This is a genomic window from Pedobacter terrae (assembly GCF_036946585.1).
GTDB lineage: Bacteria > Bacteroidota > Bacteroidia > Sphingobacteriales > Sphingobacteriaceae > Pedobacter > Pedobacter terrae_C.
In genome coordinates, this window is the sequence record NZ_JAQIIV010000001.1 from 321357 (window position 1) to 342121 (window position 20765).

At 38.9% G+C, this 20765-nt stretch carries 13 protein-coding genes; 3 read left to right on the forward strand and 10 right to left on the reverse strand.

The window, feature by feature from the left end:
* Window positions 1-161: 161 nt before the first annotated feature.
* Window positions 162-1172 (reverse strand): LacI family DNA-binding transcriptional regulator, encoded by a 1011-nt coding sequence (locus PGN18_RS01395; protein ID WP_335317580.1) that lies wholly within the window; start codon window positions 1170-1172, stop codon window positions 162-164.
* 108 nt (window positions 1173-1280) lie between these two features.
* Entirely contained in the window at window positions 1281-3275 is a 1995-nt protein-coding gene (locus PGN18_RS01400; protein ID WP_335317581.1) for an ATP-binding protein, read from the reverse strand.
* A gap of 200 nt (window positions 3276-3475) precedes the next feature.
* Here PGN18_RS01400 and PGN18_RS01405 point away from each other — a divergent pair, with 200 nt between their 5' ends.
* The 3 genes from PGN18_RS01405 (at window position 3476) to dinB (ending at window position 6096) form a co-directional block, all read left to right on the forward strand.
* Window positions 3476-3889, forward strand: coding sequence for a LytR/AlgR family response regulator transcription factor (locus PGN18_RS01405; protein WP_335317582.1), 414 nt, complete (start codon window positions 3476-3478; stop codon window positions 3887-3889).
* A 568-nt stretch (window positions 3890-4457) separates the two neighbouring features.
* Window positions 4458-4817, forward strand: a complete 360-nt coding sequence (locus PGN18_RS01410; RefSeq protein WP_335317583.1) for a response regulator — start codon at window positions 4458-4460, stop codon at window positions 4815-4817.
* Window positions 4818-4995: 178 nt separating this feature from the next.
* On the forward strand, window positions 4996-6096 hold the full coding sequence (gene dinB / locus PGN18_RS01415) for a DNA polymerase IV (RefSeq protein ID WP_335317584.1): 1101 nt from the start codon (window positions 4996-4998) through the stop codon (window positions 6094-6096).
* An 808-nt stretch (window positions 6097-6904) separates the two neighbouring features.
* Here dinB and PGN18_RS01420 read toward each other — a convergent pair.
* The 8 genes from PGN18_RS01420 to PGN18_RS01455 form a co-directional block, all read right to left on the reverse strand.
* Window positions 6905-9379, reverse strand: coding sequence for a glutaminase family protein (locus PGN18_RS01420; RefSeq protein WP_335317585.1), 2475 nt, complete (start codon window positions 9377-9379; stop codon window positions 6905-6907).
* Between the two features lie 241 nt (window positions 9380-9620).
* The gene (locus PGN18_RS01425) at window positions 9621-10454 is read right to left on the reverse strand and encodes a PKD domain-containing protein (protein WP_335317586.1); all 834 of its coding nucleotides are present in this window, start codon (window positions 10452-10454) and stop codon (window positions 9621-9623) included.
* A gap of 13 nt (window positions 10455-10467) precedes the next feature.
* On the reverse strand, window positions 10468-11904 hold the full coding sequence (locus tag PGN18_RS01430; protein ID WP_335317587.1) for a PA14 domain-containing protein: 1437 nt from the start codon (window positions 11902-11904) through the stop codon (window positions 10468-10470).
* 31 nt (window positions 11905-11935) lie between these two features.
* Window positions 11936-13633 (reverse strand): DUF4983 domain-containing protein, encoded by a 1698-nt coding sequence (locus PGN18_RS01435; protein ID WP_335317588.1) that lies wholly within the window; start codon window positions 13631-13633, stop codon window positions 11936-11938.
* 35 nt (window positions 13634-13668) lie between these two features.
* On the reverse strand, window positions 13669-15291 hold the full coding sequence (locus tag PGN18_RS01440; protein WP_335317589.1) for a DUF5008 domain-containing protein: 1623 nt from the start codon (window positions 15289-15291) through the stop codon (window positions 13669-13671).
* Window positions 15292-15322: 31 nt separating this feature from the next.
* The gene (locus PGN18_RS01445; RefSeq protein ID WP_335317590.1) at window positions 15323-16063 is read right to left on the reverse strand and encodes a fasciclin domain-containing protein; all 741 of its coding nucleotides are present in this window, start codon (window positions 16061-16063) and stop codon (window positions 15323-15325) included.
* A gap of 16 nt (window positions 16064-16079) precedes the next feature.
* On the reverse strand, window positions 16080-17600 hold the full coding sequence (locus PGN18_RS01450) for a RagB/SusD family nutrient uptake outer membrane protein (protein ID WP_335317591.1): 1521 nt from the start codon (window positions 17598-17600) through the stop codon (window positions 16080-16082).
* A gap of 10 nt (window positions 17601-17610) precedes the next feature.
* On the reverse strand, window positions 17611-20757 hold the full coding sequence (locus PGN18_RS01455; RefSeq protein WP_335317592.1) for a SusC/RagA family TonB-linked outer membrane protein: 3147 nt from the start codon (window positions 20755-20757) through the stop codon (window positions 17611-17613).
* Window positions 20758-20765: the final 8 nt, after the last annotated feature.

Below are 20765 nucleotides of genomic sequence, written 5' to 3' on the forward strand. Positions count from 1 at the left end.
TGCTTTTTTCGGGAACGTTCCCGAAAAAATGAACGCAAAAATTCCCTCATTTTCGGGAACGTTCCCGAAAATGAGAAAGAATTCTGCGTATTTTACACTAAGTGAAGAAATTTTTTGAAAATTTAAGAGAAAAAAAAGCTCCTTTTTTGGGCTATTTTTTTCTATTTATTGGTCGAATTTCGCTTGATTATTTTGGATGTTAAAACCACCTCATTTAGTCGGTTCTTATTGGCATGATTATCCAATACCGTAAACAATAATTTAGCTGCTTTTTCGCCTATTTCGATAGCGGGTTGGGTAATGGTGGTAAGTGAAGGATTTAGCAAAGGAGCAATTTCCAAACTGGAGAAGCTGATCACCTTTAAATCACCTGGAATATTAATCTGAAGATCATAACAGGCATAATAAGTGGCAAAAGCCAAACGCTCTACCGAGGTAAAAATACCATCAGGTGCTAACTGCATTAAAGCCTCTTTAATGATCACACTATTCTCATCATAACTGTTACTGCAATCTACAATTAGGTTTTCATCAAATGGAACCTGATATTTAGCTAATGCATCAATGTAACCCTGCATACGGGTTTTACCTATTGATAAACTTTTATTCACTACCAGATAAGCAATTTTCTTACAACCTTGCTCTATTAAATGTTCTGTGGCAAGAAAACTGCTGTTATAATCATTGGTAATTACCCTTGGGGTATTGATGTCTTCGTAAACCCGGTCGAAAAATACCAGAGGCAACCTTTTACTGCCAAATTTATTGAGGTAGTTGTGATCATTAGCTTCTCCTGAAACCGACATGATAATGCCATCGGCCCTTCCGTTGTGCAAGTGTTGGATGAAGTTTACTTCTTTTTGGTAATCATCATCGGTTACATAAATGAGGATATGGTAGCCATTTTCCCTGGCAACACGTTCAATGCCATGTATGGCCTGCGAGAAATAATTATTGGCCAATTCAGGCACAATAACCGCGATGGTTTTGCTTTTTTGCTCTCTTAAGTTACTGGCGTAATGGTTAGGCTGGTAGTTTAACTCCTTCGCTTTGGCCAATATACGCTCTTTGGTAGCACCATTAATGTCACTATTATCCCTAAAAGCCCTCGAAATTGTCGAAGTAGATAAATTCAACGCTTCTGCTAACTTCTTAATATTGATACTGTCCATTTTGGCCGTTAATCCAATTATTCTGAATAAACGCTGTAAATATAATGTCTCGTAATGAAATAACCGTCTTTTTTGAATATTATGTACAATTAGTTTAGTCTCCTAACGCTAAATTGTTGTAGTACTATCCATTTTGGTTTTTAATATTGATGGATTTGTCGGGATGATGAGCCGGGTGCAGATAATATCCCCTTCTTTATTTGCCATTAATTGATAATTATCCAAACCGGCCAGAATTTTACATAATAACAAACCGATACCATGCCCTTTATTTTCCTCTGAAACGCTTTGGCGATTCGCGTAAAAATCATTTACCGAGCTGATGTTGGCTGAACTGTTATGGTTTTCAACTTCAAATATAGCCGCTACATTTGTTTTGATCAGCCTGATGTGAACAGATTGAGCTGCATCTGAATACTTTACGGCATTGCTCAACAGGTTTCGCAGAATAAACTCGATATGATGCTCGTTCCCTAGAATTTCAATATCAGCGGGTATATTGGTCGTTAAGGTAATGTTTCGGGCGGTGGCAATGCCTCGTGTAGAATTAATGGTACTGCTTAATGCTATTGAAGGATAAAAAGGTGCGATAAGATTATCATAATGCATATCTAAGGCGCCCCATAGCAATAGTTTATCCAATATTTCATTTGCAGATTCTTGCACGTTGGATAGCTGTTCAATGAGCTCTTCCTGCCTTGGCGTACCCATATGTCGCTTAAGGAGAAAAGCTAATGCATGCAGATCTGCCAGGGCGCCTTTCAGGTCGTGTCCCATTATTGACAGAATTCTATCTTTATGTGTATTAAGCGCACTGAGTTGGTCTGTACGTAAATTTAAAGCTTTATTTAGTTTTCTGTTCCGCAGGATAAAGAGAAAGGTGATCAACAATATTACGCCTGTTGCCGCAAACAATAGCCGATAAAAATTACTGCGCTGGTTAGCCTTATAACGCTCAAATCCGACTTGCTTAAGTTTTTGGGTTGAATCTTGCAGTTTATGATTGGAGATCAGGTTATCAATCGCTACGCTATTTTCTTGCGTAACGATACTGTCACGGATAGCCCTTGATTCTTTATAAGCCTCGAACGCAAATTTATAGTTGCCAAATTTTTTGGCTGAACTGGCCCGGTGCTCTAAAACCTTATACAAAAGATCTTTGTCTTGGGCCTTTTTGGCAAGCTCAACCGCCTCTATGAAATATCGATTTGCCTGAGTAAAAGAATCTGCAAAGCTTCCAAGGTGATCAAGTGCGTTCGATTGTTCGCGATATAAATTAGCCTCCTTTGCCAAACTCAATGCACGTTGAGCCATCTTCCTGGCCTTGACCACATCTCCTTTAGCATAATAGATTTTGGAAGCATTGGTCATCAGGATCAAATAGGCATTATAATTAGTGGTGGCAAAAGGCTTGGAAAGTCCCAGTTCATAATATTTCAAGGCGATGTCAATCTTGTTTGAATGTTCAAAATAATTACCAATGTTGACACATAGATCTATATAATTGGTATGTATTTTATCCCAATCTTCTTTTGAAAATGAAGATTCTGCTTTGGTGAGCAACGACCGGATCAGGTTAAACGATTTAAAATAGTAACGATAGCTTTCATTAGCATTGCCCATAGCTACACTAATTGAAGCAAGTATGGAATAACATATAGGTAGATCCACATATCCCTTATTTCGCTCATAAAAGCTAATGGCCCTTAGAATATTAGCTGTTGCTTGCTCATAATCTGCACTCTTATAATAAAGTACACCTCTTATTCTATTTACATTGGCTAGTACAAGCAGCTGGCCATTTTTTTCTGCGAGTTGCTCTGCTTCGTTAAGCGATGCTAAACTTTCGTTTTTTAGTCCTTTATTCATCAGCGCAATCCCTTTTCTAAACAGCAATTTAGATAGGCCTTTATCAAATGCTATGGATTTCGCATGTGCAATGCCTAAGTCAGCATATTTTATCACTAAATCGGGTTGGTACCGGTATTTTGAAATACTGTCTAGTAAACTGTTTACCCGGGTTGTATCCGCAGGTACATCTGTCCAAAGTTTTGCGCTTACCTTGCTATTGGGTTTAAAGAGAAGCACAATCAATATGAACAAATATGAAAGCTTTTGACAGCTGTTAGGATAAAAATTTATTCTATTACGCATAGAGCGAGATTTACAGGTATGGCGACGGACTAATCTAACAAAAAATATAATCCTGCCAAAAGTGATTGGCGTTTGATCAGTTCTGAAAAATATTTTTTTTAAAAATTTCAATCCAACAATTCCCTAACTTTATCAAAATTACAGGGCTTATGACAGAAGAGACAAACATTATCAAAGAAAAACTGCACCGTTGCGTGATTGTTGACGACGACCCACTGCTCATTGAACTCCTGGAAGCATATATTAATGACACACCTGAACTTACCTTAGCCGGCAGTTTTGATAATGCCTCAGAGGCCATACAAATGTTAAGCGATGGACAAAAAATTGATTTTTTATTTTTGGACATTAAAATGAACGGGATTTCGGGCATTGAAGCCGCCGCAAAGTTGAGAAATACGGTGAAATACCTGATATTCATTACAGCCTACAGCCAATATGCGATGGATGCCCATCGGGTAAATGCAGACCAATATCTGCTTAAGCCGGTTGGCTATAATAAATTTATCAGTTGCCTTAATGGTCTTTTAGAAAAGAATAACAGGCAACAGCGATTATCCTAGCAATTACCTAGATTTTTCTTGGCATTATGATGGAGCGGTTGTATCTCAATGTTTTTGTGCTGAATTTCCTTATTCATCTCTATGTTAAGCGTACTTTTTAGTCCAAATTAACAGGCTTTAAAATCGGCTAAGGCCCAGATCTGTGAAGTTGCACACTACTACACATCATTACAAACATATGCAGAAACAATTACTCACCATTATATTTTTAGCATGATCACACTATCTTTTTGCTCAAGTCAATGGTCGTAGTGTGCACAATCTTTCCGTAACCTTGAAAAATGTACCATTTAAAAGTTTAGCACTTCGAGATTATAGAGACTTTAGTTTACTGAGGCTAACCATAATTTGTAAATATTTATAGGCTTTAAATTTAATTTTCAACTCGGCATCTGCTATAAAACAAAGTCAAAAGAATAGTAGATCAACTTACTATTAAAATTCTTTAAACAAATATTCATTTTTTTTAAAACAAAAAGCATATTTGCTGCATTAATAACGTATACGCTATCAATCACCTTCTCAATTACCGGTTGAAAAAACAAAAGATATGAAATAACATTACAAAATGGCGAACAAAAAAATACTGATTGCCGATGACGATGAGGGAATTGTTGATGCGATCACCATGATTTTGGAAGTGATGGGCTATGATGTTGAATTTACTTACGATGGTGGGGCCGTTATTGACGCTGTAAAAAACAAACCAGATTTAATTATGCTGGATATATGGATGAGTGGATATGATGGCAGAGATATCTGCAAACAGCTTAAAAACGATCCTCAATTTAAGGGAATTCCTATCCTAATGATTTCAGCCAGCAGAGATATCAGACAATCTGCGCTGGATGCCGGTGCAAATGATTTTATGGAAAAACCATTTGAGATGGACTCTCTATTGAATAGAGTTGAAATATTATTGAATTAAAGGTATGAGGTAAAATGCTCGCCACATGATAGTCTACCCGACCAAAACACACTAAAGCGCCTGCACGTACATTCCTGTTTTGCAGTTTTGTAAAATCGTATATTTCTCTCCATATTTTGTAAAGAAAAAAAATCTAGTCCAATAATCCTGATAAAAAACACGAAATTTAGATCATTGCATGTCTGATTTAAATCCGCCGGTTTTAAGAAAAATAATTCATATCGATATGGATGCTTTTTACGCATCTGTGGAGCAGCGCGATTTTCCTGAATATCGTGGGAAGCCGGTGGTGGTTGGCGGTAAGCCAGACAGCCGTGGTGTGGTTTCAACAGCCAGTTACGAAGCCAGGCAATATGGAATCCGTTCCGCAATGCCATCGAGTAAAGCTTATCAGCTATGTCCAACGGCCATTTTTGTGTATCCTCGTTTTGATGCCTATACTGCAGTTTCAAAGTCGCTCAGGGAAATTTTCAGTCGATACACGGATCTAATAGAGCCCCTTTCGTTGGATGAGGCATACTTAGATGTCACGGAAGACAAACTTGGCATCGGATCGGCGCTTGATATTGCACAATCGATTAAAGATGCCATTAAAAGTGAGTTAAATTTAACGGCCTCGGCAGGCGTATCGATCAATAAATTTGTAGCCAAAGTAGCTTCAGACATGAACAAACCCGATGGCTTAACTTTTATTGGCCCATCCAAGATCGAAGCTTTTATGGAAAAACTCCCGGTAGAAAAATTCTTTGGGGTAGGCAAAGTTACCAGTGCCAAAATGAAGGCTATGCAGATTAATACAGGTGCAGATTTAAAAAAGCTGACAGAAGCCCAGCTTATTTCCCAATTCGGAAAATCGGGAAGGTTTTATTATAAAATTGTTCGTGGATTAGACGACCGGCCTGTTCGCGCAAACCGTGAAGCAAAATCTGTAGGTGCAGAAGATACCTTTTCAGAAGATACCAACGAAGATGCTGTGATGCACGATCTGCTGAAACAAATCAGTGAAACCGTAGCCAAACGTTTGGAAAAACATCAATTGAGCGGAAAAACGGTTACGCTTAAAATTAAGTTTGCCGATTTTAAACTCATTACGCGAAGCCGCTCCTTCGCTACACCGATTAACAAAGCAACGATGATTTATGCTGAAGCGATCAAACTTTTAGAAGAAGCCGCAATCGGCACAACCCAGGTGAGGCTTTTGGGTATTACCTTATCGCGTTTTTATGATGATGTGGAGTTAGAAAAGCCGGAAAGCAATCAACTGGAGTTTGAGTTTTGATAGTTAAACATAAACATTGCCAGTCTGAGCCAATTGTTTTCGACTTCACTTAATAACATTGGCGTAGCGCTGCAACCAGGACTAAATGGCCAAAACAGTATTTCATTTTTGGGATTGCGGGGTGCAGAAACCACGTTTAATAAACCCGATAATAGCGGCAGCCTCCGATTTAATCACTTATTTTTATTGTTTTATGTGTGATTGCTTGTTTCACAGGTTTCATCGGAGCTATAGCGAATGGCGGGACTACGAGCCGCCAAGAACCACAGGACAATCATTTTCAAATCACGAAAAGCAAATAAACTTTATTTGGAGCGCAATGCTTGTGCAATACAAAAAGTTACTTCCTGTTTTCCGCTTGTACGCTTCGCTGCCTCGTGCCTCGTTGCTGCAGGGTACCGCTGCAACCAGGGTTAACGGGCAAAAAACAGTGTTTCATTTGTGAGGTTGCAAGGTGCACCAACCTCTGCACCTAAACCCGACAGCAGCGGCAGCCTCCGATTTAATCACTTATTTTTATTGTTTTATGGTGTGATTGCTTGTTTCACAGGTTCCATCGGAGCTATAGCGCATGGCGGGACAACGAGCCGCCAAGAACCACATTGCGATCATTTCCTTATAAAATATCTTTCTTGCTTTGTGGAGGTAACAACTTATTTCGGTCGGTGAGATACTAACCAATCGGATGGATAACCGAAAAAATGTATATTTTAGTCTTTGCGACACAGACCAAGGGATAGTTGAAATGAAAAAAGGTTCTACAAATAAATGCAGAACCTTTGATTGTCAATTTAATGAAAGGGCGAGATTATTTACTGTTTAATTTATCGGCAAGCATTTTCATATAAAAACCACCCACCACACTTCTCGCTTTAAAATTATCGCGGATACCGGTATTTGAATCATAAAAATCATTTAGAGGCACTCTCGACTCGGTTTCGATTGCATGCTTGTAAACCGGATGCACCAAAGCCTCGAATTCTTTTTGTGTTGGCGCAAAAGTAGCGGTCCACAAAATCCAGTCGTTTTTAGTATAGGCCTTTCTGCTATCTAATGGAATACCGTATTTATTTTGTTTAGTCAGGTAATATTTGGTCTCGGTATCATATATTTTCTGAGGGAATAAGTTTAAGTTTAAAACCTTATCCCAAACCAGGTTATATTTCTGGCTCCAGGTATTCTTATTATCGAATGTCAGGGCATAATGGTCGCCGGCATCGGCCATTTCCATCCATTTTGGCACCATACTTTCGGCAATTGCCCTGTATTTTTTAGCGATATCATCATATCCCAGTGTTTGGGCCATTTGCGCATAACAGGCTATGCCTACGATTGCTTTTACTGATAAGTTGGCATTACGGGCAAGGTGACCGGCAAAATCATCGGTACATAATTGTGTTTTAGGGTCTAAACCTTCTTTGGTCAAATAATCAACCCAGGTGGTCAAGGTTTTCCAGTGCGCTTTGGCATAATCGGCATTTCCCTGCGCTTTAGCAATCGCAGCGGTTAAAATGATCATATTACCCGATTCTTCAACTGGCATTGGCTCGCCGTAGGTTTGTCCGTTGGCCAGTGGATAAGTACCCAAATCGTGTGCAGCCCAAGGGTGAGGATACTTTCCGCTTTCGCTGAAATAGAAAATACCATTTAACATCCCTTTTAATAATTCCGGATTATAAATCAGGTATAAAGGTGCCGATGGATAAGTTACGTCTACCGTGTTGATAAAGCCACCACTATTATTTTCTTTTGATAACCATAAAATTTCACCTTGAGGACTCTTTACCAAAGTATGTGCAGCAATGCTCTGGCGATAACCTAAAACACATAAATCGGCATATTCTTTACCGCCCGATTTTAAGGCATCGGCATACAAAGTCTTGTTAAAAGCCTCACACTTTTCTATTACTTTTTTGTATTCGTCAGCCGCAGCCGTTAATTGTGATTCAATAGTTTCTTTACCGGAGGTATTCCACCATGGCCTTAAATTTTTATTAAAATACTGAATGCTGTAAATTTCATCATAACCCAGTTCAACATATTTTTCTACAGCAGTTTTACCCACCGATCCGAAAGGAATAACGGTATTTAAGGCAAGCATTTTGCCCTGTTTAGCAGTTGATGCCGAATTGCCTTTTCTGAAAGCATCAGCTGCGTCTTTTTCTGTTGTTACAAATTGGATGGCATTGCTGGCTTTTGGCGCAGCTACATAAAAGTAACCCCAATCAATACGCATATCATCACTTGCTTTTTGGAGGATTGGCTGCTCTACAGTACCTGTTTTTAATACCGATAATTTGGCTGTATTGTATTTAATGGCTGTAACTTCCTGCGTAGGACGATAAACAGCAATGTTTGATGCTGCACTTAGATATACCTTTACCTGGTGTGTTTTGCCATCATTTGCCTTTACCTGGTACGAAACATAAGAAACCGGGCGTGCAAATAAACCCAGATCATTCATCAATAAGGGTGATGTGAAGGTTAATTTAAGATCTATTTTACCACAAGTAAAGCTATAAATGGTTTGCGTAGCATTAACATCTACACTTTTTTGCTTGGCAAGCTGTACTTTTTCGGCGTTATCCTTTAATTTATCGACCAAACCAAAATCGAGGAACCGTCCGCCAGCAGTATTCTTCAGATGAATAGCCATTACATTTGATCCGGCTTTTAAAGCACTTTTATCGCTATTGCTTAAGGCAATATATTTGAAATCGTTGGTCCAGCCTTCTCTTGTGTAGATTTTTTTTCCATTTAAATAAACCTCAATGTTATCATCGTGATTGATCTTTAGAAATAATGCGTTTATTGATGCCGGATTAGAAACATTAAAGGTTCTCCTTACCCATATATCATTTGATTTCCATAATGTTTTCGCGGTTTTGGCATCATCGCCTATCGGTGCATTACCGGTTTGCCAATTGCTGGCAGAATAACCAGCATCCTTCCAATCGCCCTGGGGTTCGGTTTCCGTATACTTTACGTCGTAAGCTTTTTCATCTGACGCAGGTACAACCGTTTTATAGGTAGTGCTTTCTTTACCTAAAAAGCGATAAATACTCCCGTCGACATTGATCATTCCTAAAAGTGAATGATCAGCACCTGTCCAGTGTTGGGTAGCAGATTCATTTAATTTATCAGTGGCAGACCAAATGCTGAAATAGGTATTGTGTGTAATTAAAGGATAAGCCGGGGCTTTCCGCTCCTGAGCCTTTAGCAAACTGCCTGCAAACATACAGCCGAGTATGCCTATAGCTTTTAAAATTTTAATTCTGTTCATAGTGTGTATTGAAATCTGATCTAATATTTTGGTTAGATTAATGCTAGTTAAACGTTTTACTAAAGTATAAAATAAAATTTACTTTTCGCAAGAGAAGCTCAATTTTAATTGTCTTTTTGACATTTAAAAAGAAGTCGGTTTAACTGCATCAATATCCGGGAAACTTGACTTCATTTAAAATAAAAATACATGAAGTTGTTAAGCTTCATGTATTATTCAAAGGGTTTGGAGCGTATATTAACTAAGGTTGTTTTTTATTGATGGTCCATTCGGATAATTGAAATACACGGCTTCCCCTATTGGCTTTGATATAAAGGCGGTAGAATTTATAAGCTATAAAATTGTCGAAATAATACTTTTTCGTCACACGTCTTTCACCAGAGTTGGCCCAAGGGCAAGAGGTTACCGTATGCAGGTCGGTATACTGAATACCATCTATCGATCCTTGTAAAATCCAATATCGTGGGTCTCTGTCTTCAGCATCGTTGCCTGAAGTTAAGGTGTAAGCGCCTACTACCTGTGGTGTTTTAAGTTCGAATGTACATCTTTGGGTACCATCAAAACCTGCCTGCAAAAATTTGGTTGTAATGTCGCCATCCACCAGTTTTTTTGATCCCTCGTTAGAATCGGGTCCGGCACCAGCTTCCAGGTTTACCGAAAATATGCCACCAACTGTACGCATATAATTTTCTCCGATTTTTGTGGGGTCGAAATTGGGATCAACAATATTCAAAATCACTTCTTTTGCGGCAGAATAACCCTGACCATTTCTGGTGGTTAAGGTGACCTTATATTTTCCAGGAAAACGGTACGTATGCTTTGGATTGACTAAAACCGAAGTACTATCATCTCCAAATTGCCACAATAAAGTTTTGTAATTTGTAGAGGTACCTGTAAACTGATACTCTAAAAATTTTACGGTATCAGGCCTTACATACGTAAAACCTGCTGTTGGTTTAGGCTCTTCCACTACGGGTACCACCTCTTCCGCATCCTTCTTACACTTTACTGTGGTGATTACAATAAGCATTAAAAGAGATAGGATACTGCATGATCTTTTCACATTATTTTTCATATCTAATTAATAATTAAGGTGTTGGAAATAATTGAGATTTTGGTATTACCCTTTTAGATAAAACATTTGGCACTTCAATTTCCAGATAGGCCTGTTGCCCGCCTACATTTTCACGGTGATGTGCTTCAATGGTATAACGTTTTCCGCGTTCTAAGAATATGGTGCCTTTACGTGAGTCTTTGTCCCATTGAGTGGTATAATCATCTACTAAAGCAACACCGTTTACATATAATCTTGAGCCATCATCCCAACGGGTCTGATAAAAAGTGTAAGTACCACGTACAGGCGCCAGGAACTCGCCTTTCCATCTACTCGCAAAGTTATCCCTGCTTAATTGAGTCCCCGAAGCATTTTTTACATTATCTGGCCATCCATCTCCGCTAAAATTAATGGTCTCATCTATCCTGGTTACAAATGGAGCGCGCCCATCATCCGGGTCTAACTGGGTGTTGGTATAATATTTAGCGGTTAAACCGGTACCATTGCCAGTAATGTAAGAGTTATTATCTAAATTTACATTAGGGTCTACTACCACAATCAGTTTGCTCTTGGTAGGGTGAATTACCTGATTGGTTGCCTCACTAATGCTGAAAGCGAACGCAAATTTCTTGTTGGCAACAATGTTGGCATCGAAAACGGGCCATGGGATCTGAAGCCGCACAACGGCACTCGAAGCCCCTGTGGCAAACCGAACCAAGGTATCAATGGTATAATCTTTAGCAGCCAAATGTATGGCGTCAGCTGGCAAAGTTCCGTTACCTACCAAAGTAGCAATGGTATCTATATTCTCTTTAATTTTAATATTAAAAGCTGTTGAAGGTTGGTTTTCTAAATTTACAATAAGTGGAATAGTTACGCCTGCAGGCCCCACAATATAATCTCCCTGGTACACCACATTATAGGTACCTGCATTTTTGAATGATAAGTAGTGTATATCGGTAGGTTTCAGCAGGTCGGAAGTATTGATGATCACCATGATGGTAGATTTGCCAGCTGCAACTTTATTTCCTTTTCCCGGAGCTGAAAGCTTTAGCGCAAAGACAACTTTTTTACCATAATTACGCTCCAATATAGATCTGCGCACAATAGCGATACCTTCGCTGTTATCGGTGCCATAAGCCACATTGATTACATTGGGATACTCCACTGCTGTAGAGGGCATGAGTACTGCATTTGTTATGGTTCCATTGTTAATTAACTGCGCAACGGTATCATTATTTAAAGTTAAACCAACTTGAAAGGCCTCTTCTGCGACACCAGTTAAGGAAATTTTAAAAGGTACCTTAACGTATTCGTTATCAATAGAAACCTTTCCGGCAACAATACCTTCTCCTGTTATACTCCTGGTATTGGGATCGGGCAATGTTAAATCTTCTATTTTTGATTTGCGACATGAATAAATGCCAATGATGGCTAAACCTATCAACGCGATATATATAATTTTTTTCATTTTATGCTATTTTAAATGATCAGTAAATCTGTTATTGATCTAACCAAACGCGGCCATCAAGCCCCCAGGTTTGTTTATTGGCAATTTTTAACCAGTTTATAATCTGTGCCGGAATATCTGAGGTTTGGGGTACGAATATCGCTAGTGTTTCTGGCGCAGGAGGGCAAATCAGATCGTTAAAACTCTCCCAGTTGTAGGTCCCCTGAAATTTAAAATCGTGTGCCTGGGAACTGATATCGGCCATGATATTGCCATTACCATCTGTTGCGGGCCAGTATCCAACAAGAAAATTAAAGTATGGATGGCTTTGATCGATTGAAGTTTGACAGGCATAATTGCCGATCATCCCGTCTGGAACAGAAAACTTAAAAAAGCGAATGTCGCTTACGTATACATCAGGTGAGCGATGGCCATTTCCATTTAAAAATCCTAGTTTTAAAGGATTGGAATTTGCCAAAGAGCCTGAACCGGTAATATCGAACTCATTATTAAACGTACCATTGGTATAGGTACGCACAAACCTTTGCCCATTACGTACCTCTATTTTTGCGGTTAAATTTGTCCATTTTCCTTTGGGAAAACTTCCGCCTCTGCATTGATGGTAATCTCCATCTTTAGTACCCCGCCACTCAAAATACCAGTAGTCTTCTTCCAGATAAATCACCCAACCTACACTAGGGTGGCCGCTAGACCACTCATTACGTTTACCTAAAACACTTGGCCAGAAAAACTTGTCTTCGTTCTTTTTAACCTTTAGCTCAATGGTCACCTTTGTAGTATCGTCTATATTGTAAACATTGGCATCAGCGGCATCAACCTGCGCCCTTACATCTTCACCCTTAAACCGGATGGTTTTACCTAAGTACCTGTTACCTGTAAATGGCTTTGTTAAAATACGTTTGTTGTAAGTTGGCGTATAATAAATTACAAAGGAGTTTACTTTTGGCTGGCTAAAAATAGTCTGGTCGTCGGCATTTGCGGGTAGTGTATACTGCCCACCAGCACTTGACGCAAGAACCACCAACCATTGCTCATTATCATAATTAGGACGTTTCTTTAGTGCCGCAAGGATTTCACCAACACTGGTATCAAATTTCTCTATCGCTGCTTTATAGGCTGGAAAAGAAACATCATATCCAGAAGTTGCCCCTGCTGCATTAACTCCTGTAAAATGGCCTACAATAACCGATGCGGTATCATTGCTTATATTGCTGATCAACCCAGCTTTAACGGCATCATCATCTGCAACCAAATTACTTACGTCGGCACCGGTATTTAACGATTTAAAAACTGCTGAAGGAGTATAGGTTACAATCTTAGATTTTGAACTTGCCTCTTTAATTCTATTAAAAATAATCGGGTAATTTTGCAGATTGTTATTCGTTAATGCATCATTGGTAACCTTATGTTTTTCCTTTTTAACCCCGGTTAACATATTTGCCCAATTGCTTGCATTTGCAGTTGCTTCAGGATCACTTAAACCTACCCAGGTGTAAATGGCGTGCGGTAAAATTGCATCTATATTGGGGGTATTGGCATCTAAAACCGATTGCCCCCTTGCACCATCAACCACTAAATAAAGTACCTTACGGTTACCGTATTTAACCGTTGTGGTATCACTTGCATTCTTCTCCCCAATTGTTCTTTCAAATTCTTTGTTACAAGAAAATATGGCTGTGGTGGTTATTGTTGCGATTAAGCCAATCAATAATCTATATTTTTTCATCATACTCATCTTAATTTATATCTGGTCAGCTTAATCTATTATTCAATGGTTACCCTAATGATGTGATATAATGGTAAATTATCAAAACGATAAAATTCGCCGATTAACAGCAGTGCTTTTTTACCATCTGCAGATTTGGTTTCAATTACATCAGATAAGCCCCCGTTAAAAGGACCGGTAGAATTGTATCCCTTGGCCAATGTTCCCGTCGACGTTAATACCATAAAACCATTTCTAGTCACATTATTGTATTTAATAAAGTTCCCACTGGTTACAATTAATCCATTATTGAGCTGTTTGGCAAAACCAGGAAAACCGCCTTCAAATGATCCGGAAGCAAATGTCTCATCTAAGGTTCCATTATCGTTTAAAACCGCTATACCAACTGCTGGTTTACCATTGTATTTGCTAAAGATTCCAGTGATTATATATTTTTTTGTAGTGGCATTATAAGTACATGAACTGATGGTATTATCTGCCCCCGAGCCGGGTGTAAAAGAAGGATCGATGTTTCCGTCAGGGTTTAAACGAACGATACGATTGGCAGGTTGACCATCAAACGTATTGAAACTACCAAATACCACTAATTTTTCCAATTTCTCTGCATCGGTATGCATATAACTGTCAATATTGCCATTTCCACTTTCTTTCCCTTTATTAGTGGTGGTGTTGAAACGGAATGTTTTATCAAGGCTACCATCTAAATTAAAGCGCAAAACCTGGCGAATATCTGTACTATCCAATATTACCGTATCCCTTGATAAATCGTAGTTAAACTTATCATAAGTTCTTTTCACATAAAATCTGAAATTACCTGTCGCTAAAATTTTCCCCTGATGAGCATATAAACGGTTGATATAACCATTCGTACCCCCATTAAACCTCGGAAACCATTTTTGCGTAACCGTATCCGTAACGGTTGGCTTTCTTTTCGTTTGGATTTTTACTGTATCTATAGCTCCGGTGGTAAACAGGCTGGTAATGTTGCTGATGTTTTCGGTACGCTGGTTAAATCCGCTAAAACTACCTGCAATGATAAAACGACCGCCAATTTCCAAAACCCTGAACAATGAACCGTTCGCCCCTTTTCCGGTACGAAAAGTGCGGTCATATTCCCCGTCAGTAGATGTTCTGGCAATTCGATTGATTGGAACCACCCCTCCTTTGTTATCAAAGTTGGTAAAATTTCCAACTACGATATTCCTTCCATCGGGCATTTCGTATACCTGACTTACATAACCATTGGTACCTGCTGTAGCTTTAAAAGTAGGATCAATCTGGATAAGCCCCCTAACGGTAAAAGTTGGGCCAATAAATAACTGATCGCCAATGGCGATGGATGTTACGCCCGTACTTCCGCTTTCCGGAACTTTAACCGTGATTTCTGTAGCAGTTACACTGACTACCTCGGCCTTTTCTCCATTGAACATAAAGGTCAATTGATCTTTATATTTATCAAAGCCGGAAGCTTTGATAACCACAGAGGTACCTACGATCCCAACAGCAGGAACAGGGACATCAGTTTGAGAAATGGCCACCCCTAAAGGCGATTTAGCGTCAGCATAGGGATCAGGGATGACATCATCTGCCTTTTTACATCCTTGAAAGCTTAAAGCAATCAAAGTGATTATTGTGAATATAAATTTAATTTTTTTCATCATTTAATTTTTTGAGGTAAAAACCAGTTATGACTTATTTTGAGGAATCAGAAGGCGTTAAACCGCTAAAATATACATCGCTAAAAAAATCACTCTCGTTGAAACCGAAATAAGCGCCACCTCTTGTTTCATTATAGGCCAAAGTGTGTACAACGCCATTGGTAGGTTTTATATCAGATGAGGCTACCTTATTGATGTACCAGTTATCATTAGGTTTTGAAGCATCAGGGATATAGGTCAGATTTAATTGGCGGTACCCGATATATTTGATATTGTTTGCGGTGCCGTAGGTTACCCCGATGTTTGAGATATTACCACCAAGAGAATAATACAAACCGCCCGGATAAACACTTTTAACGTCGAAATCGATCTGCTGATAGTCCTTTAATTTATTCACACCCTTAAACATATAGCGTTGCAGATATCTTCTCCAGATTACCGGACTAATCTGATCCAGCGTTTTAACGGTATCTTTTCCTGAATAAAAAAGAAAATTATTTAACCCATCGGTTTTAATTGTTCCAATTGTTTTTTTAATCACCTCATCATCAGGGGCAAAAAAAGTAAAGTTTTCATTAGAAAAGGTGCTTTCCATACCTGCCAGTTTTACAATTTGGGCTATGGTATCAAAAGGCACTTTTTTAGCCTGTAAATATTGAAGCATATTCCCGTTAAAATCAGGATTGGCCAAGCCTCCATCACGATAATATTCATCACGCTTACAAGCATTTAACACTAGCAGTAAGGCAACACAAGCAAAAATTAGCTTTTTCATATCTCTTTTGTTAAAATTAATTACCACCATTAACCCAGTAATCATTCAATTTCATAAAGGGGTTGTTATTTAGTGCATTTTGATTAATTGGCCAGGTCCAGGCACCACGACTAAATTTATCGGATGTAAGCACGTTGTAAGCGTACTGACTGTTCAAGATTCTTTTCGTTCTCACCAAATCGAAGTAATGATGTCCTTCGCCAATCAGTTCCCTTGAACGTTCATAAAAAATAAATTCTTTAAGATCACCGTTTGAAGAGGTATAAGGAGATGCACCAGCGCGGTTCCTTACCATATTTACAAGTTTTATGGCCTCGGCATCTTCGTCGATATTTGCCAGGGCTTCTGCCGCAAGCAGAAGTTCCCCTCCATACCTGAAGATCATAAAGGTATTATCCGGATTGGCATCTTCCTCTCCTACTATAAAAGAGTTCTTGGCATATTTTAACATCATGAACTTGCCATTGTCAGCAAAAATATCTTCGTTAAACCAGGTCGTGATCCTTTTGTCGCCACCGTCCTGAAAAAGTTTCTGCATGTATTCCCCACGGTAATAAGCAAAACTTACGCGGTGGGTATATTCTGGCCGTTTGTATGGATAATGCAAAAACATGTCGGCAATAGGTGCTACATTCAGTACGGCATCACCATAATTTATACTCTGATAAAATTCGAATAAGCTTTCATCTGAACGGCCTTTTATCACTGTAGACCAATCTGAAAGTGGTAATAAGCGATAGGCATTACTGGCAACCAGTTCCTTCCCTAAATCTGCGGTGGCTTGATAATATTTTTTTGCATTAGCGCCGTCGAAACCTGCATTCCACATATTCATTTCCATCATCAAGGCAATAATACTACCCCTGCTGGCACGAACACCTTTTAAAGCAGGGTCCCCATAGGTAAATGGAATCTGGTTTTTATAACTATTTAAATCGGCAATACATTTATTTAATACGGATACAAAATTTTCGCGGGGTAGTGCTGTTGAGTGAAATGCATCGGTATAATATACTACGTCGCCAAATAACCGAACCATTGTGAAGTAACAAAGCGAGCGGATGAATGCGGCTTCGGCTTTAAACTGTCCTTTTTCTGTTTCGGTAACACCAGGCACTCCTTCTTCTAATTTCGAAATCAAAATATTAGCTCCCTGAATTGCCCTGTAATAACCACTCCAATCTGTTATTCTGTCAAAGTTGTAATAATCCCAGGGCTGCCCTCTTCTGATCAGGTTTAACAGATCGTTTCTACCCAAATACTCTACGTATTCACGGGAAGGAGCATTATCAGATTGGCTTTCGTGCAATACTTCGCCCGATCTATATTCTCCTACTGCGCCAACATAATGTGTTTCGTTTATTTTGCTAAAAACAATCCTCGACAAATCATAAATATTGGCAACCACATCTTCTTTAGATTGGAAATAGTTGTTTCCTGTTAATTTATCTAAAGGCTGTATGTTTAAAAACTTTTTACATGAAGGCAAGCAAAAACATGCTGTAATAACCAAAGTGTAAATAATAACTTTTTTCATAATAAATATTTTAATTGCCTGTATTAAGTTCTAAGTTTAAACCAATGTTATAGGTACGTGGTACAGGATAACCATTTGAAATATCACGGCCTAATGAGGTTACGTTTTCCGGATTGGGGCCACTATACTTAGAAAATGTAATTAAGTTATTGGTTGAAGCAAATACTCTTAAATTGGCCAACCCAAATCTTTGGATCATCTTCTTATCGAACATATAAGAAAGCGTTAAATTGTTAATTTTTAGATAACTCCCACTTTCCTGCCATAAGGTTTGATCTGCCCTTAATGGTTGAATGCTGCCATAACGGGCAAAATCATAAGGATATGGATATTTAGCTACATCACCAGGGCGCTGCCAGATATTTAAATCACCTAATGGTACTACCGCGTTCAATGCATAAGGATCTCTCATGATGGCAATACGATCTGCCAGCGCATTATTTAAGATTGTTCTATCAGCGGTATAACTGGCATATACATTTAACCCCCACTTTTTATACCTCATAGTTAGGGATAAACCACCGGTTAATAATGGCTGTGAGTTTCCGGTAATTTCATAATCCCTTCCATCCAGAATATAATCGCCGTTTACATCTTTCAAAATCGGGTCACCACCATAAAAGAAGGTATTGTTGGTCTGGTATCTTTTTCCGGTAACCGGATCCACCGGTACATCTGCATCTGTTTTGTAAACCCCCTGATTAATCCGCAAATAGTTTGATAGGGTATTTCTACCTACACGAAAAACATTATGCTGCAGGTAACCAGAACCATCAAAGCGGATATACTGCCCGTTATACTCCTCAGGCAATTTTAACAGCACATCACGGTTATACGCACCATTTATTGAAAAAGATAAATCGAAATCCTTGCTGGTAATAGCTTTCACGATTAAGTTGACCTCGGTACCATAGTTGGCTATACCTAAATCGTTACTCGCCAGTTTATTAAAACCTGTAGTATTTGACAAAACACGATCAAACAGTAAATTATCAACCTTTTTGAAATAACTATCTACAACGATCGAGAATCTGTTTAGGAAACCAATATCAAAACCAATGTTGTATTGACTGGTAGTGGTTGGCTTTAAGGCAGGATTTGGGATTAAATCGTAATCGATACCAATGGTTTGCGTATTGTTGTAATTTCCATTTAGGTTGTAAATACCATAAATACTTTGAAGATTACCTGTAGGTACAATGTTTTGGCCCCACGTTAACCTTAAACTACCATAGTCCAGCCACTTCTGATCAATTAACCAGTTTTCTTTATTAAAATTCCACCTTAAACCTACTGAAGAGTTTTTAGAATATGGATTTTCCAAACCACTTGATGAAGTACCATCTAAACGGTAAGAAAATTCAGCCACGTATTTTTTGTCGTAATCGTAAGATAGTGATCCTGCAAAAGAGGCAATTGTACCGTTTTTGTAGGTACCTAAAACACCACCACCTCTTGAGTAATATCCATCAAATCCAACCGGCCCCTGTAGCTGATCATTGGGAATTCTTTCCTGTCTGCTGATGGATGATTGGGCACCCAGTTTATAAATTTCGTTAAAGGTATTGATAAAGAAATTGTGCTTTTCGCCTAATGTTTTAGCATAGGTGATGGCATTTCTATTATACAACTGAAAATTTCTACCGTTATAATCATAAAGCTTGGCAAAAGATCCATTAGCCGCAGCCGGTGTAAATGTAGTTTCGGTATCTGATGTATAATCGTAGCTTAAGGTAGAGGATGCTGCCAAACCTGGTATAAATTCGTAACGGGCATCGATATTTGCCCTTAGATTTCTGGAGTTATTATCGTTAAGCGTTTGCAAAGCAGATAACACTCCACCAGAAGCCTGATAAAAAGACGGAGGTGGCAAAAGTGTTGATGCCTGACCGTTTGAAGCTACCCCCGATTGGAGTAAGCCCGCACCATTACCTTTATTCTGTTTACCCACAGAGCCATTAACGAAACCAAAAAACCTAAATTTATCGTTCGGTTTAAACTCCATATTCATGTTTAAATTGTAACGATCATAACCTGTGTTTTTAATTACTCCCTTTTCAGCATAATAACCCATATTGGCTTTGTAATTGAATTTTTGGTCACCACCGTCTAAGGCCAGGTTATGACTTTGGTTAAAGGTAGTTTGGTAAAATACATCCTGCCAATCGGTAGAGTTATTGTAATAGGCATTTAAACTATCGGCAAGGAAAGGTGTATTGCTGATTCCCCTAATCTGGTTAATGGTTTCTGCGTTTAAAATTATCTGCTGGATTTTTAACTGACGTTCGGAATTACCGCCTAATGTTTCGCGTAATTTAGGCGGAGCATTTACGAAGAAGTTCGAGACATATTTAATGCGCGGCACTTTAGAGTTACCTCTTTTGGTGGTGATAATAATTACCCCATAGGCCCCTCTTGACCCATACATGGAAGTGGCTTGCGCATCTTTCAGGATCTGGATATTTTCGATATCTTCCTGAGGGATCAATGAGAGCGGACTCACGCCGGGGCCCTGCGTTTGAAAACCAAACTCTGCTGCTTTATCTGCATCTAAAGGCACACCATCTATGATGTATAATGGCGATGTAGGCTGTAAAAATGACTCGTTTCCGCTACCCGAAATACTTAAGCTTGATAAACCACGAAGCTGTACCGACCCCCTGAAACCCGGAGCGCCGGTATTGTTCTGAATATTTAAACCCGGAACCTTGCCCTGTAAAAGCGTTTCAATGTTTGATACCGGAACATCAGATACGTCTTTACCGCTAAGTACCGTTACCGATCCGGCGGTGGTTTCTTTTGGCCTGTTCTGGTAAGCCACAATAATTACATCATTCAAATCTTTACGGTTCTCGCTAATAGTTACCGTAATATTGGTTTGCCCCGTAATTTTGGCTGATGCGGTATTGTACCCTAAAAATTTAAATAAAAGTGTTTCGCCAATTGGTACATTAACCGAAAACTTTCCATCGCCATTGGTTTGCGTTAAGCCTTTGTTTGTACTTTGCAAAACAACTGATACACCCGGCACCCCTTGTTTTGTATCTTTATCGAGCACCCTGCCATTTACAATAATATTTTTTTCTTGCGAATAGGCATTCGTACAACATATAATACATACTATAAGTAATGTATATAAAAGTATATTTCTTTTCATCGTAATTA

Excerpts from the sequence above, each read along its gene's own strand:
- PGN18_RS01395 (WP_335317580.1), bottom strand. The coding sequence starts at position 1,172 with ATGGACAGTATCAATATTAAGAAGTTAGCAGAAGCGTTGAATTTATCT.
- PGN18_RS01405 (WP_335317582.1), top strand. The coding sequence starts at position 3,476 with ATGACAGAAGAGACAAACATTATCAAAGAAAAACTGCACCGTTGCGTG.
- PGN18_RS01410 (WP_335317583.1), top strand. The coding sequence starts at position 4,458 with ATGGCGAACAAAAAAATACTGATTGCCGATGACGATGAGGGAATTGTT.
- dinB (WP_335317584.1), top strand. The coding sequence starts at position 4,996 with ATGTCTGATTTAAATCCGCCGGTTTTAAGAAAAATAATTCATATCGAT.
- PGN18_RS01420 (WP_335317585.1), bottom strand. The coding sequence starts at position 9,379 with ATGAACAGAATTAAAATTTTAAAAGCTATAGGCATACTCGGCTGTATG.
- PGN18_RS01425 (WP_335317586.1), bottom strand. The coding sequence starts at position 10,454 with ATGAAAAATAATGTGAAAAGATCATGCAGTATCCTATCTCTTTTAATG.
- PGN18_RS01430 (WP_335317587.1), bottom strand. The coding sequence starts at position 11,904 with ATGAAAAAAATTATATATATCGCGTTGATAGGTTTAGCCATCATTGGC.
- PGN18_RS01435 (WP_335317588.1), bottom strand. The coding sequence starts at position 13,633 with ATGATGAAAAAATATAGATTATTGATTGGCTTAATCGCAACAATAACC.
- PGN18_RS01440 (WP_335317589.1), bottom strand. The coding sequence starts at position 15,291 with ATGATGAAAAAAATTAAATTTATATTCACAATAATCACTTTGATTGCT.
- PGN18_RS01445 (WP_335317590.1), bottom strand. The coding sequence starts at position 16,063 with ATGAAAAAGCTAATTTTTGCTTGTGTTGCCTTACTGCTAGTGTTAAAT.
- PGN18_RS01450 (WP_335317591.1), bottom strand. The coding sequence starts at position 17,600 with ATGAAAAAAGTTATTATTTACACTTTGGTTATTACAGCATGTTTTTGC.
- PGN18_RS01455 (WP_335317592.1), bottom strand. The coding sequence starts at position 20,757 with ATGAAAAGAAATATACTTTTATATACATTACTTATAGTATGTATTATA.